The sequence below is a fragment of the Corallococcus sp. CA047B genome (assembly GCF_003612065.1).
Lineage (GTDB): Bacteria > Myxococcota > Myxococcia > Myxococcales > Myxococcaceae > Corallococcus > Corallococcus praedator.
On sequence record NZ_RAWD01000276.1, the window covers coordinates 1 to 13,070 of the forward strand.

Sequence of the window (13,070 nt, forward strand, 5' to 3'; positions counted from 1 at the left end):
GGGCCCGGGGACGCGGCCGGAGGCGGCACGGGCTCCGGGGTCTGGGCGGACGCGTCCGGGGCGAGCACGGACAGACAGGCTCCCAGGGGCGCGGCGAGGAGGGCACGGCGGACGGTGGGCATAAGGCGTGCGGTGGAACGGGCGGTGTCGAAGGGTCAACGGCCCCTATACACGGAAGGCGTCGGCGCGGGTGTGACGGTGGTGGGGGGGCCTGCCTGGACGATGCCTCGCGGTTCGAATGCCGACGGTGGCCGTCGCCCCACACGGGACACGCGGCGCGCCCCAGAATGCATATCCCCTGCTTTTATTCCGGGTCGGTTCGCGCGGCGTCATCGGGATGGAAGGCTCCGGGCATCAAGGCGGACCCTGGAGCCATAGCCCCGAGCCCTGACACCCGGGGGGCGTTGCCGACGAACCCGAACGAAATCCCGACGAACCGTCCCCCCGCGAGCCCGAGCCGTCAGGGACGGCGCACACCCGCCGCGTTCGCCAGCAGCAGCTCCCGCACCCTGGCGGCGCGTTCGCGGGCCACGGGGACCCGCAACGGCGGAACGTTCGCCGCGCGCGACCCGATGAGCAGCGCGGTTTCGCCGTCGCCGCGTTCGATCTGCCGCACGAGCGCCAGGTTCACCAGCCAGTTGCGGTGCACGCGGACGATCGACTCCCCGAACGTGGCCTCGATGGAGGACAGCGGGAGGTCGAAATCGAACTTCCCCTCGACGGCGTGCACGTACGTCAGCCGGTCGTCCGCCTCGAACGCGAACACGGAGTCCAGCTCGATGAAGACCAGGGAGCGGTGCTGCCGGGCGACGATGCGCGAGATGGGGGGGACCACCGTCCCGCCGCCAGGCTTGCGCTGCTCGCGAAGCCTGCGGACACAGGAGGCGACGCGCTCCCGCGTGAACGGCTTGTGGAGGTAGTCCAGCACGCCCAGCTCGAACGCCTCCAGCGCGTGCTGCTTGTGCGCGGTGGCGAGCACCACCGCCGGCCCCTGACGGCCCAGGGAGCGCACCAGGTCGATGCCGTCCTCGTTGCCAGGGCTGCCCACCAACTGCACGTCCACGAACATGACGTCGAACCCGGGCGAGCCCGCGAGCGCCTCCCGGGCCGCCCGGGCGGTCGCCACCGCCGCGACGACGTCGACGGCGCCCGTGTCGGTCAAGAGCTCCGCCAGGTAGTCCCGGGCGGGGGGCTCGTCATCGAGGATGAGCGCGCGGAGGTTCATGTCCGCAGCTCGGGGATCTCCACGAGGACGTGGACGCCCTGGGCCGACGAGTCGACGGTCAGCCGGGAGTTGGGAAGGTGCAGCTTGAGCCGGCGGCGGACGATGTCGAGCCCCTTCGCCCCGGGGCGCACCTCATCCGGCGGCAGGCCCGGACCGTTGTCGTCGATGGAGCAGACCACGAAGTCCTCCCCCGTCCTGTGGACGCGCGTGCTGCGCACCGTGACGCGGCCGTCACCATCGCGGCGCAGCGCACCGTGCTTGACCGCGTTCTCCAGCAGCGGCTGGAGCAGCAGCCGCGGCAGCTTGAAGGAGCGCGTCGCCTCATCGATGTTCCACTCGAAGGACAGGACTCCGCGATGGCGCGCCTCCAGGATCTCCGCGTAGCGCTTCAGCCAGTGGACTTCGCGGTCGAGCGTCTGCCATTCGTCCTCGTGCTCGGAGATGTCGTCGAACAGCTCGCCCAGGCACGCCAGCAGCCGGCGCGCCTCATCGGGGTCCTTGGTGACGAGCCCCGCGATGGTGTTGAACGTGTTCAGCAGGAAGTGGGGCTCCAGGCTCGCGCGCAGTTGGGCGATCTCCGACTGACGGCGCAGCTCGCTCGCTTCGGCGCGGCGGCGCTCCGCGTCCGCGGCGAGGATGGGGTACACGAACGCGAGCATCCACAGCGCGAGGTCGCGAAAGAAGCCCAGCAGGTAGCGCAACGAGACGGTCAGGTAGTCCGGCTGACGCCCGAGCGTGAGGTTCAGGTGGGGCGCGCGAGGATGGATGATCCCCACGGCGAGGCAGCCGAAGAGCACCGTGAGCCCCACCCCGACGCCCGTGCCGATGAGCAGGGCCTGCTTGTGGGTGCCGCCACGGCGCAGGACGATCTCGAAGGCGAGCGTGAGGATGGCGAAGTCCACCGCGAGGAAGACGACATCCAGGATGAGCCCGTTGTTGTTGGTTTCGACCGACGTGGCGCGCACCGCCCCCTTGAGGAGGATGAACGCGGCGACGATCACCAGGCCGACAATCAAGCGGCGTGACATGGGGGGAGGCCTGCTTTCTCGGGGTGGGGGCCAACCTACTACGCGAACGCGGGGTCCACCCGGTGCAGTGGCCCGCGCCCCCACGGCCCGGGGTGGAGGGCGGCCGGGAACCGGGCAAGCGCGTCCATGCCCCACACGGAGCCCGGGCACGGAGAAGGATCTTCTTCAACCGCCTTGCCCCGGGTGCACGACGCGCCCGAGAATGCCCCTCCCATGCGTTTATTCCTGATGGCAGCGGCGGTGTGTGGCCTGTGGGTCACGGGTTGTAAGAAGGACGAACTGAAGGCCGGGGCGTTGAACGTCCGCGTCAGTCACGACACCTTCCAACAAGGCTGCATCATCGTGACCGTGAGGGACGCGGCGGACGCGTCGCGCTCGGCCACCACGCAGGTGGCGCTGACGCCCGCGTCGCCCAACCCGGTGCAGATCGCCGTCTTCCGCCAGGAGGGCTGGGGCACCCTGCTGAACGTGCAGGCCGAAGCCCGCGAGGTGTCCTGCTCGGGCGCGCAGTTGAACACGGTGGCCACGACGTCCGAGCAGGTCCCGGAGAAGGGCTCGCTGGACGTGCCCCTCGCCATCGACGCGGTGGATGAGGATGGCGACGGCTACGTGAAGACGGCTCAGGGCGGCACTGACTGCGACGACAGGATCGGGTCGGCCACGGTGAACCCGGCCGCCCCGGAGACGTGCGACGGCACGGACAACAACTGCGCCGACGGGGAGTCGGACGCGACCGACAAGAAGACCTGGTACGTGGACGCGGACTCGGACAGCTACGGAAGCACGGAGGTGAAGTCCTGCAACCAGCCCTCCGGGACCGTCGCGCGCGGCGACGACTGCAACGACGCGGAGGGCAGCATCCGTCCGGGCCAGTCGGAGCTGCGTTGCGACGGCAAGGACGACAACTGCAATACCCTGGTGGATGAAGAGTTCGGCGTGGGCAATGACTGCCCGGCCGAGTTGAGTTGCCCGGGCAAGCTGGCCTGCGGCTCCGGCCCCAACCAGACGCAGTGCAATCGCATCCAGGATCCCGTGAGCTGGTTCGTCGATGATGACGGCGACGGATTCAGCGGTACCGACGTGGGCCTTGGCTGCGTGTCCCCCAAGCCTGGGGGCGTCGCTTCTTCGCAGGACTGCGATGAGAGCTCCACCTACGTCCGGAGCGGACTGGCGGAGTCCTGCGACAGGATGGACAACGACTGCGCCAACGGCGTGGACAACGGGATTACCTGTGACACGTCGCCGGCCAGTTGGTCCACGGCGTCCGGCAGCGGAAGCACCCCGGACTGGGACGCGGTCGCCACATACGGAGAGAACGGCACCTGGCTGGCTGGAAACAATGTACTCACGCGCATCGAGGGTTCGACCGTCGTCGCCGTGACGTGCGCTGGCGACTGGAAGGCGGCGTGGTCCAGCAAGGACGGACGCGTCATCGTTGTCGGCGCGAACGGAAAGCTGGCGACGGCATCAAGGGTCGATACCCAATGTTACGTGAAGTCCGGACCGGACACGGGCGGTGGTGATTCGCTCAACGGAGTCACGGGTCTCGACACCACTGGGATTGATCCGACGGCATACGCGGTGTCGAGCACCGGAAAAATCTACCGTTGGTCCCCTCCCTATGACACCTCGACCGTGGAGGTTGTGGCCACCGTCGCAGCCAATCTGCGCGCCATCCATCTCGCGACGAAGTTGGAGACCATGATCGCGGTGGGAATCGTCAACAGCTCGACGTCAGGGGCCTTCCGCTTCGACCCCGGGACTGGAGGCTGGATTTCCGAAGCAATGCCTTCCAACACCACGGGCGACATCCGGGGTGTTCATGTCCTGAGCGACCGGTATGCCTATGCGGTGGGCGATAACGGCCAGGTCTTCGAGCGCGCCATGGGCCGATGGACCCAACTGCCAAAGCTCAATCAGCCCAACAGCAGTTCGTCCGCGAACGTCCTCGACGTCGTCGCCTACAGCCATAAGGCCATCTATGCCGTCACCAACATGGGCGAGGTTGCCTTCTACGATGGGACGGGCTGGACCAACCCCTTCGAGGGAACGAAGACGCTGAACTCCATCGACGGCGTGCTCCCCACGCGGATCGTCGCAGCGGGCCAGGATGGCACCCTCGTGAACTGGCCCAAGGTCCCCTGAGCCCCTCGCTCCATAGGTCGGCATGGAACTGCGAGGCGAAGGCCTTACCCTCCGGCACGGTCCCAGGACCGTGCTGGAGTCCATCGACGCGCACTTTCCTCCGGGCACCCGGGCCCTGCTCCTGGGCCGGTCCGGTTCGGGCAAGACGACGCTGCTGAAGGCCCTCGCGGGTCTGCTCCTGCCCTCCTCCGGCAAAGTCACCTGGGACGGGCAGGACGTCGCGAAGCTCACCGCTCCGGAGCGCCGCAAGCAGCAGGCGGCGTTCGGCTTCGTGTTCCAGACGGACGCCCTCTTCGACTCCCTCACGGTCCGGCAGAACGTGATGCAGCCGCTCTTGCGTCGCCACGTCCCGGAACCCGAGGCCCGCGAGCGCACGGACGCGGTGCTCAAGTCCGTGGGCCTGACGGACGCGGCGGACACCCTGCCCGAACGACTCTCCGGCGGCATGAAGAAGCGCGCGGGGCTCGCGAGGGCCCTGGCGGCGAGGCCGGCGGTGCTGCTCGCGGATGATCCGTTCGCGGGCCTGGACCCGGGCACGGCGCGGCAGGTGGCGCGGGTGCTGCTGGACGTGGCGGGCACGGGAACGCTGCTCGTGGCCGCGCCGGAAGCGCCCCTGGACCTCTCCCTGCCCCGCTGGCTGTACCTGCGCGGGGGCCGGTTGGTGCACGATGGGCCCCCGGCGCCAGAGCTCGAACGGACGCCGGACGAGGCCCTCGCATGACCCTTCCGTGGCCCCACCCGTGAGCAGCGCTGGCCTGGCCTGGCTGGGACGCTCGGTGCTGGGCGCCGTGGAAGGCGTGGGCGCGCTGGCGCTGGTCGCGGGGCGCACGGCCTGGGCCCTTCGGAGGCTGGAGCGGCGCGAGCTGGCGCGGGGCCTGGTGCAGTTCGGCTACGGCTCGCTGCCCCTGGCGCTGGCGACGGCGGCGCTCGCGGGCGTCATCGTGGTGGTGCAGGCGGGGCTCTACATCCAGCGGTTCGGCGCCCGGGCCTTCCTGGGGTGGGCCGCGGGGTACGGGGTTCTGTGGGAGTTCGGCCCGCTCCTGCTGGGGCTGATCATGTCGGCGCGCATCGGCGCCCGGAACGCGGCGGAGCTGGCCACGCTGAAGGTGGGCGGGCAGATCGAAGGCCTGCGCGGCATCGGCCTGGATCCGTTCGCGCTGCTGGTGGCGCCCCGGGTGGTGGCCATGGAGGTGAGCATGCTGGCGCTGAGCACGTTCACGTTCCTGGTGGCCATCCTCTGTGAGGCGGTGGCGGCGAAGCTCACGCTGGACCTGCCGCTGCGGGTGTTCTTCGGGACGTTCGCGGACATGCTGAGCCCCTTCGACATCGTGGGGGGCGTGGTGAAGACGGGAGCCTTCGGTCTGGCCATCTCCCTGGTGTCCACGGCGGTGGGCCTCCGAGCGAAGGGCGGAGCCCGGGCCGTGGGCGAAGCGGCGGCGAGCGCGGTGGTGCTGGGGTGCGCGGCCATCTTCGTCTTGGACTTCCTGCTGACGACGCTGCTGTCGCGGTGGCCGACATGAAGCGCGTGCTGTCCTTCTTCGGAGCGCCGGTGGTGATGCTGGCGCGAACGGTGCGGGCGAGCCTGCGGGAGGGAGTGCCCCTGCGCGAAACCCTGGCGCAGGTGCACGAGCTGGGTGGGCGCAGCGTGTGGCTGGTGATGTCGGGCATGGCCTTCTTCGGGGCGGTGCTGGTGACGATCGCCAACGCGCAGGCGAAGAAGCTCATCGGCAACGTGGCGGTGCTGGGCCCGGCGTACTTCGAGATGCTGGTGCGGGAGCTGGGCCCGGCGGTGTCGGCCCTGCTGACGGCGGCGCGGGCCGGCGCCAGCCACTCCGCGGAGCTGTCCACGATGAGCGTGAACGAGCAGGTGGAGGCGCTGGAGATGTCGGCGGGGGATCCGTACGCGGACCTCGTGGCGCCCCGGGTGCTGGCGGGGGTGGTGGGCGTGCCGATGTTGAGCGTGCTGGGAACGGTGGCGGCGACGCTGTCGGCGGTGGTGGTGGCGAGTCTGGCATTCGACATTGACGGCCGGGCGTTCATGGACGCGAGGTACGTGGATGGCTGGGATGTGCTGGTGGCGGCGCTGAAGGCGGTGGGCTGTGGGCTCTACATCCCGCTGGCGGCGGCGGTGGCGGGGCTCAAGGCCCGGGGTGGCGCCGAGGCGGTGGGCGAAGCCACGACGGACGGTGTGGTGGCGGCGAGTCTAGGCTGTCTGTTGATTGACCTGACGGTGTCGCTTGCGTTCCAGTTCGTGCGCCTGTGAATGACACCGGTCCGGACACGCTGGTCTTCGAGGACGTGGCCGTCGCCTTCGAGAAGGGCCGCCGCGTGTTGGACGGCCTGAGCGCCCAGGTGTCCACGCAGGAGCTGACGTTCATCGCGGGGGCGAGCGGCTCCGGCAAGAGCGTGCTGTGCCGTCTGGCGGTAGGGCTGCTCAGGCCCGAGGCGGGAGTGGTGACGTTGTTCGGGGAGCGGGTGGACACGCAGGCCGAGCGGACGTTGGTGGGGATTCGCCGTCGGGCGCCGTACCTGGTGCAGGGGCCTGCGCTGCTGGACTGGAGGACGCTGCGGGAGAACGTGCGGCTCGCGGATCCGAAGGCACCGGAGGACGCGGTGGAGACGGCGCTGGAGCAGGTGGGGCTGAAGGAATGGGCGGACCGGCTGCCACCGGAGCTGGGGCCGGGGGCGAAGAAGCGGGCGGCCATCGCGAGGGCCCTGGTGCTCAAGCCGCGCTACCTGCTCTTGGACGAGCCGACGACGGGGCTGGACCGGAGGGCGGCGACGCAGGTGGAGGCGGTGCTGGCGTCGCTGAAGGAACAGGGATTGGGGGCACTGGTGGTGTCGCATGACTACCGGCAGTTGAGGGAGATCGCGGACCGGGTGTTGGTGGTGGCGAAGGGGCGCTGTGTGTACCTGGGGACGCCGAAGGGCTTCCTGGAGTCCCCCGCCCCGGAGCTGCGGACCTTGACGGCGCCGTTCATGGAGGGCGTGACGGATGGATGAGCAACGGCTGGAGTTGAAGGTGGGAGCGCTGGTGCTCGCGACGTTGGTCGGCGTGCTGGTGCTGCTGTGGTTGATGGGAGAGCTGACGCTGGGACGGGGCGCGAAGCTGGAGGTGGACTTCGCGCACACGGGCAACGTGGTGCAGGGCGCCCCGGTGAAGCTGGGCGGCGTGCAGGTGGGCAAGGTGGATGCGATCAAGCTCCTGGCGGATCGGCGGGATGCGAAGGGAATCCCCCTGCCCGTCCGCATGGACCTGTCGGTGGAAGCCTCGGCCCGGGGAGCGTTGCGCAAGGACGCCCGGGTGACGGTGGGGACGGTGGGCCTGCTGGGGGAGCCGTATCTGGAGTTGAACCCGGGCAACGCTGAAGCCGCCCTGCCGGAGTCCGAGGCTTTGCGAGGCGTGGATGCGCCGCGCCTGGACCTGCTGTCGGAGCAGTTGTCCAAGTTCGTGACGCTGTTGTCGGAGATGTTGGAGCGGGATCCGGAAGCGGTGACGGGACTCGCGGCCAACGTGTCACGGCTGGCGAAGACGCTGGATGAGGTCCTGACCGAGAACAAGGGCGACGTGAAGGTGCTGGCGTCGGAGCTGGCGGCGGCGTCCAGGGACCTGCGGCAGTTGTCTCAACTGGCGAAGGAATCGCTGCAGCCCGGGGGCAAGGGGGCGCGCCTGCTGGATGACGCATCGGCCGTGGCGGCGGTGATGCGAAAGGACCTGCCCGGCCTGACGAAGTCCGCCGGAACGACCCTGGAAGGACTGGCGGCGGTGACCGGCCCGCTGACGGCGGAAGATGGCCAACAGGTGAAGGTGGCCATCCAGCGGTTCACGGCGGCTGCGGGCCAGTTGGAACAGATCGCCACCAAGGCGGACCGCGTGCTGGGAAGACTGGACGCGGGAGAAGGCACGGGCGGCGCCCTGCTCAAGGATCCGGCGCTGTATGACGAACTGCGCACCCTGGTCACGGATCTGCGCAAGCATCCTTGGAAAGTCCTTTGGAAAGATTAAACTCCAAAGGCAAAGAATAAAAACAGCCCAACCTCAAGAGACTCCAACAAAACCAACCAAGGGGAATAAATGTACGACTGGCCTGACCGATGGCTAACCAATGAACTCACAAAAACACTCAACCTTCCTGAAGATGCAAGCCATCAGTTATTAAATTGGGCCCGAACTGCGCGAGAACGAACACCTGTAGCATTCATAGGGGCAGGCATGAGTTTTAATGCAATCCCCAAAGCACGCTATCGCGAACTCGGATTTCGTGGCACAGGCACACCAAGGGCCTTTAGCTGGAAAGAACTATCCGAAAAACTGCGCTCCGAACTGAAATATTACGGCGAAGATGGGGAATCAGATGCACTCTGGCTTGCAGAATTATATGAGCAAGCGTTTGGAACGGAAGCGCTCATCCGAATCATTCGCGATGCCGTCCCCGATGACTTTCTAAGCCCCGGAGAAGCACACGAGGAAATACACAAGATCCGATGGCAAGCAATACTAACAACAAATTACGATACACTCATTGAAAGAGCATGGAAGGCAACACATGCGCCAGGGAAAATTCAAACATGCGTAACTGATGCCGACCTTGTCCGATCCTCAGGTCAACAAATGGCCTTGGAGGTAATCCACTTACACGGAATCTTGAGTCGCCCAGAAACCATCATACTTACACTGGAACAGTATCGCCGTTACCCTGAGCGCTCCCCTGGATTACTAGCCAAAGTCCGCCAGCTTTTCATTCAACACCCAATGTTGCTCGTCGGATTCAGCGCTACAGATCCAAATTTCATCCAATGGAATGGATGGATATCGGATCTCCTTGGGACACACAGAAACCCATGTATCAGCCTCTCCGTCGGCGCAATCCCAGGCGCCGCCCGGAGAAGCTACTGGAATGGAGCACTAACATTCATACAAATTGCACCAAACCAACTCGCTGGAATACTTCGGGCGCTAGGAAAATACCTACGTGACGACTTTGGTCGAGACGACACGGTGCCAGTCGCCCTCGAGCGCATTAACTCAGCCAGTTCAATAGAAAATCTAACAAAAACTCTACCAAGCATATTAGCCATCCAGGCCACCTCCATCATCCACACGGGAGACGCGCGAAAAAGAGAGATCTTCACTGCCGCCGTAAAGCAGGCACTAGTCCTTCGCCATGGAGAAGCACATGCAGACAAAATCTGGTCACAACTAAATCCTTCACGAAAAGCCGCAGAAGCGCCCCAGGCTCGTCCGACAGGAGATGCCCAAAAGATTCTACGAGAGACACTCGGGGTTGATTGGGCATCCTGGCTAATCCAGGCCATCACTCATCTGGGGCTACAGTTCCGAATTGGCCGTACGCTCTTCAGAGCCATAAACGAAGAACAACAACTACCCCAAGACTGCGCACCAGGAACCCGACGATCGCTTAGGCTATCAATCCTCGAGCAAGAAGTATCTCGAGGCGGATCCGGAAGCGAACTTCTCGCTGCGGCCCTGCGAGACGACATCAACTTGGCCCCCGAAGAAAGACACCGACTAAACAGCCTAGTTCAAGTCAGAAACCTAAGACGCGGACTACCAATCACTATTGACAACAACAGCCAAGGAGCTCAATCTCTCCGTCGATTCGGGTTTGTTGCCTCACTCGAAGGCCGGGTCGATGAAGCCCTGGCAGCATTCTCACGAGCAGCTTTCCTATCCCGTGACGAAGGGGAGGCCCCACTATTTGAGTGGCTTACGATAAATTCAGCCCTTCAAATTGAAGAAAGGCAAAAAGGCTCACAATCATCCAAGCCAAGCGCAACAGAGTTTGACCAACTCAAGGCACGTAGCAACTGGCTCGAGTCTCAGATCGACTCGATCGGCCAATTCAGGACTCTTGAGGCACGAGCAAGAGATGAGCTGATTTCCCGACTAGCTGCGCGCGCAGATGCATCCAGCGATGAACTCACGGCCCCTCAGTCTTCGACCATGCTTCTCTCCATCCTCGAGAGGACATGGACCTCTCCTTGGTTGACGATGGCGGCTGCTGAACTCTATGGACAAGCTCAATGGGCCGCAGGAAACCACACAGAAGGAGCATTGGCCCTAGCGCGATACGGTTCACGCAGACTAAAAGGACTTCTCACAGAACATCACAACACGCCGCACCGAAACCCTATCGCGCCCGAACTTATTGCCATTCTGACTTTAAATGGCCGATGGCCCTCAGAATGGATCGCCAGAGCTGAAGCTCTAACCCAGATCACCTCCGAGCTAGACAATACCGCGCTGGAATCCCTCTGGACCTGGATTCAGGACGCACTGCGCTCAAGTAGTCAGGGGCCCATAATTAGAACAGGCACTGATGCCAGCCCTTCCGAGCTAATTGACTCCCTATCCTTGCTAGCTCTTGCCCGCTGGTCTCACCTAAAGCCATCTCATTTCATTTCCGAACTCGAAACCCTTAGAGAAACCAAAGATCATCAAACTCAACAGGTTGTCAAAAATATAGCCAAGTGGGCCAACATCTTGCCAGTGCAGATCTGGATTGAGAGCGGGAATTTCTCCGACGCAGACCTGGATTCGCTTCTATCGTTCGTGCTAACCGAATTAAAGTCCAGCAGAAAAGAACTAGAAGATATGATGTTGCCCTTGACGTTTCTGCTGGAGCTTCGGAGGGAGTTTTCGGCGAAACCACCTAGTCTTAAAAAATCAACGGCGATCATGGCCGACATCCTCGGCAGAGATAGTTCGACCGACTCCCTTTTTGACTTGCATGTTAAAGTCACGTGGCTCTCTCTGCCTGGGGCGATCAAGCCGGAAGCCTTACGTGCACACGCCATTCGAGCCCTAACAATCCTGAGCAAACCCGAATCAGATTGGGAAACAACAGACGCACTCTATGCCATCGGCAATACATTTGACTTGTTCGATCTGCAGGAGCGGAAATTTATCCTCAGCAAGCTCTCCGACTCGCTCAGCGCAATGGATTCAGCAGATCCGGAAGATGCGGTCCGGATGGTTCGGGCCGATGCAGTTGCATTGGTAGGTCGACGCTTTATTGAAACAGCCACGCCTGATTCAGTCGAAGAAGTTGAGAAAATCATCATCCGAATTCTCGACACTTCGTTCTATGCGATGCCCCAGATTGCGCAAACAAGATCAAACCTAAGTCCCCACATAAAGCAGCTTCTTTCCAGAAAAATCAGCGACGCAATGACAAACCCCTCAGTCTCAGATGATGGGACGATTCGCGGATGGGCCTTTGAGGCAGCAAAAGCGTACCTAGCCCACCAGCAAAGCGAAACAATGCCTGTTGAGTGGATATACTTTTCCCGCCTGTTAGCTCGTGGAGGAAATGCGGCCATTGCCCATGAGAGCATCGGCTTGCTTGCACAGAGCATTCTCCGGAAGCCGTCTGCTTCGACATTAACAGAGATCGAGCAATGCATAAGCGCACTTCTGGATGCATCCCTTAGCCCTCGAGCACAACTAGTTGGCCAAGCTGCTTTCTGGCTCTTGAAAATCAAGAACTCAAGCCAACTGTCTTCCGAACAGAATCAGCTGCTAGGCTTGACAATTATTCGCCTTGAGACTGACAACAGGGCCGGAGTAAGGTCGAAAATATGGCTAGCTAAGAACGGCAATTCTACTCAGGCGGACAACCTCCAACTTTTCTAGGATCGTGCATTGTTAACCCGGGGCTTGTTTAACGCAATCGCCGAGGCTTGATCTCCTCGAGGCCCGAGTGTTCCTGTATCTGTCTGTTCTATGTGAACAGCGACGCGACAATTCCATTCAAGCCGGTTCGATGTCTCTGCTATCCTGGCAGGAAGCGAGCCCCCGTTGAAAGGAATCTCAGATGCCGTCGGATCGCGCCTTTTCCGCTCCCGAGTCCGCTCGGGGTGACGCGCCCTCCACTCCCACCGAGGTCGCGCTCGCCCGGATCTGGGCCTCGGTCCTGGAGGTCGATCGCGTCGGTCTGCACGACGACTTCTTCCACCTGGGCGGCCATTCCCTCCTTGGCACCCAGCTCATCTCGCGCGTGAACGAGACGTTCCGCTTGCGAATGCCCATCCCGCAGATTTTCGACACGCCGACCCTCGCCCTCATGGCGGAGGCCGTCGAAGCCGCGAGACGCAGCGAGTCCTCTGAGGACGGACCCCCGCTCGTTCCCTTCTCTCACGAGGGCGACCCACCGCTCTCGTTCGCGCAGGAGCGAATCCTGTTCGTGGAGCAGCTCCATCCAGGAACCACCGCGTTCCGGATTCCCGGCGCCTACCGCATCACCTCACCGCTCGACGTCTCGGTGCTGGAGCGCTGCTTCACCGAGCTGACCCGCCGACACGGATCCCTCCGGACCATCTTCGCAGCCACCGAAGCCGGCTTCGTCACGCGGCTGCTCCCGGTGCATCCCTTCATCCTCACGAAGGTGGTGGTCAGCCACCTGCCCGCCGACGAACAGGCAGCGGAGACGGCCCGGCGGACGCGAGAGGAACTTGAACGGCCGCTGGCGCTGTCCACGGGTCCGCTGATCCAGGGCACCCTGCTTCGCTTCCGTGACGATGACCACCTGCTCCTGCTCACCCTCCACCACATCGTCTCGGACGGCGTGTCCATGGCCGTCCTCCTGCGTGAGCTACGGACCCTCTACGAGGACTTCTCCGCGGGACATCCCTCCTCCCTTCGCCCTGCC

General features: G+C 64.0%; 10 protein-coding genes. 8 read left to right on the top strand and 2 right to left on the bottom strand.

All coding sequences use genetic code 11. The features are described from left to right. Positions 1-460: 460 nt before the first annotated feature. Positions 461-1,225 carry a LytTR family DNA-binding domain-containing protein gene (locus tag D7X74_RS31790; RefSeq protein ID WP_120536770.1) on the bottom strand — a complete coding sequence of 255 codons (765 nt, stop codon included), beginning with the start codon at positions 1,223-1,225 and terminating at the stop codon, positions 461-463. After that, positions 1,222-2,253: a sensor histidine kinase gene (locus D7X74_RS31795; RefSeq protein WP_120536771.1), complete on the bottom strand. Its 1,032-nt coding sequence runs from the start codon at positions 2,251-2,253 to the stop codon at positions 1,222-1,224. Before D7X74_RS31795 ends, D7X74_RS31790 begins: the two co-directional genes overlap by 4 nt. A 213-nt stretch (positions 2,254-2,466) precedes the next feature. Here D7X74_RS31795 and D7X74_RS31800 point away from each other — a divergent pair, with 213 nt between their 5' ends. The 8 genes from D7X74_RS31800 to D7X74_RS31835 form a co-directional block, all read left to right on the top strand. Beyond that, positions 2,467-4,398, top strand: coding sequence for a putative metal-binding motif-containing protein (locus D7X74_RS31800; RefSeq protein WP_158622324.1), 1,932 nt, complete (start codon positions 2,467-2,469; stop codon positions 4,396-4,398). A 22-nt stretch (positions 4,399-4,420) separates the two neighbouring features. Next, a complete protein-coding gene (locus D7X74_RS31805; RefSeq protein WP_120536773.1) occupies positions 4,421-5,119 on the top strand; it encodes an ATP-binding cassette domain-containing protein in 699 nt (232 codons plus the stop codon). A 19-nt stretch (positions 5,120-5,138) separates the two neighbouring features. Beyond that, positions 5,139-5,918 (top strand): ABC transporter permease, encoded by a 780-nt coding sequence (locus D7X74_RS31810; protein ID WP_233602342.1) that lies wholly within the window; start codon positions 5,139-5,141, stop codon positions 5,916-5,918. Next, positions 5,915-6,661: an ABC transporter permease gene (locus D7X74_RS31815; protein WP_120536777.1), complete on the top strand. Its 747-nt coding sequence runs from the start codon at positions 5,915-5,917 to the stop codon at positions 6,659-6,661. The genes D7X74_RS31810 and D7X74_RS31815 overlap by 4 nt, the downstream gene beginning before the upstream one ends. Continuing rightward, a complete protein-coding gene (locus D7X74_RS31820) occupies positions 6,658-7,401 on the top strand; it encodes an ATP-binding cassette domain-containing protein (protein WP_120536774.1) in 744 nt (247 codons plus the stop codon). Before D7X74_RS31815 ends, D7X74_RS31820 begins: the two co-directional genes overlap by 4 nt. Then, positions 7,394-8,404, top strand: a complete 1,011-nt coding sequence (locus D7X74_RS31825; protein ID WP_120536775.1) for an MlaD family protein — start codon at positions 7,394-7,396, stop codon at positions 8,402-8,404. Before D7X74_RS31820 ends, D7X74_RS31825 begins: the two co-directional genes overlap by 8 nt. 69 nt (positions 8,405-8,473) lie before the next feature. Next, positions 8,474-12,055, top strand: coding sequence for an SIR2 family protein (locus D7X74_RS31830; protein ID WP_120536778.1), 3,582 nt, complete (start codon positions 8,474-8,476; stop codon positions 12,053-12,055). Between the two features lie 181 nt (positions 12,056-12,236). Next, a partial coding sequence (locus tag D7X74_RS31835) for a condensation domain-containing protein (RefSeq protein ID WP_233602343.1) occupies positions 12,237-13,070 on the top strand: 834 nt, incomplete at its 3' end.

Coding starts and splice junctions, on each gene's coding strand:
- D7X74_RS31795 (WP_120536771.1), bottom strand. CDS start 2,253: ATGTCACGCCGCTTGATTGTCGGCCTGGTGATCGTCGCCGCGTTCATC.
- D7X74_RS31825 (WP_120536775.1), top strand. CDS start 7,394: ATGGATGAGCAACGGCTGGAGTTGAAGGTGGGAGCGCTGGTGCTCGCG.
- D7X74_RS31815 (WP_120536777.1), top strand. CDS start 5,915: ATGAAGCGCGTGCTGTCCTTCTTCGGAGCGCCGGTGGTGATGCTGGCG.
- D7X74_RS31790 (WP_120536770.1), bottom strand. CDS start 1,225: ATGAACCTCCGCGCGCTCATCCTCGATGACGAGCCCCCCGCCCGGGAC.
- D7X74_RS31800 (WP_158622324.1), top strand. CDS start 2,467: ATGCGTTTATTCCTGATGGCAGCGGCGGTGTGTGGCCTGTGGGTCACG.
- D7X74_RS31805 (WP_120536773.1), top strand. CDS start 4,421: ATGGAACTGCGAGGCGAAGGCCTTACCCTCCGGCACGGTCCCAGGACC.
- D7X74_RS31830 (WP_120536778.1), top strand. CDS start 8,474: ATGTACGACTGGCCTGACCGATGGCTAACCAATGAACTCACAAAAACA.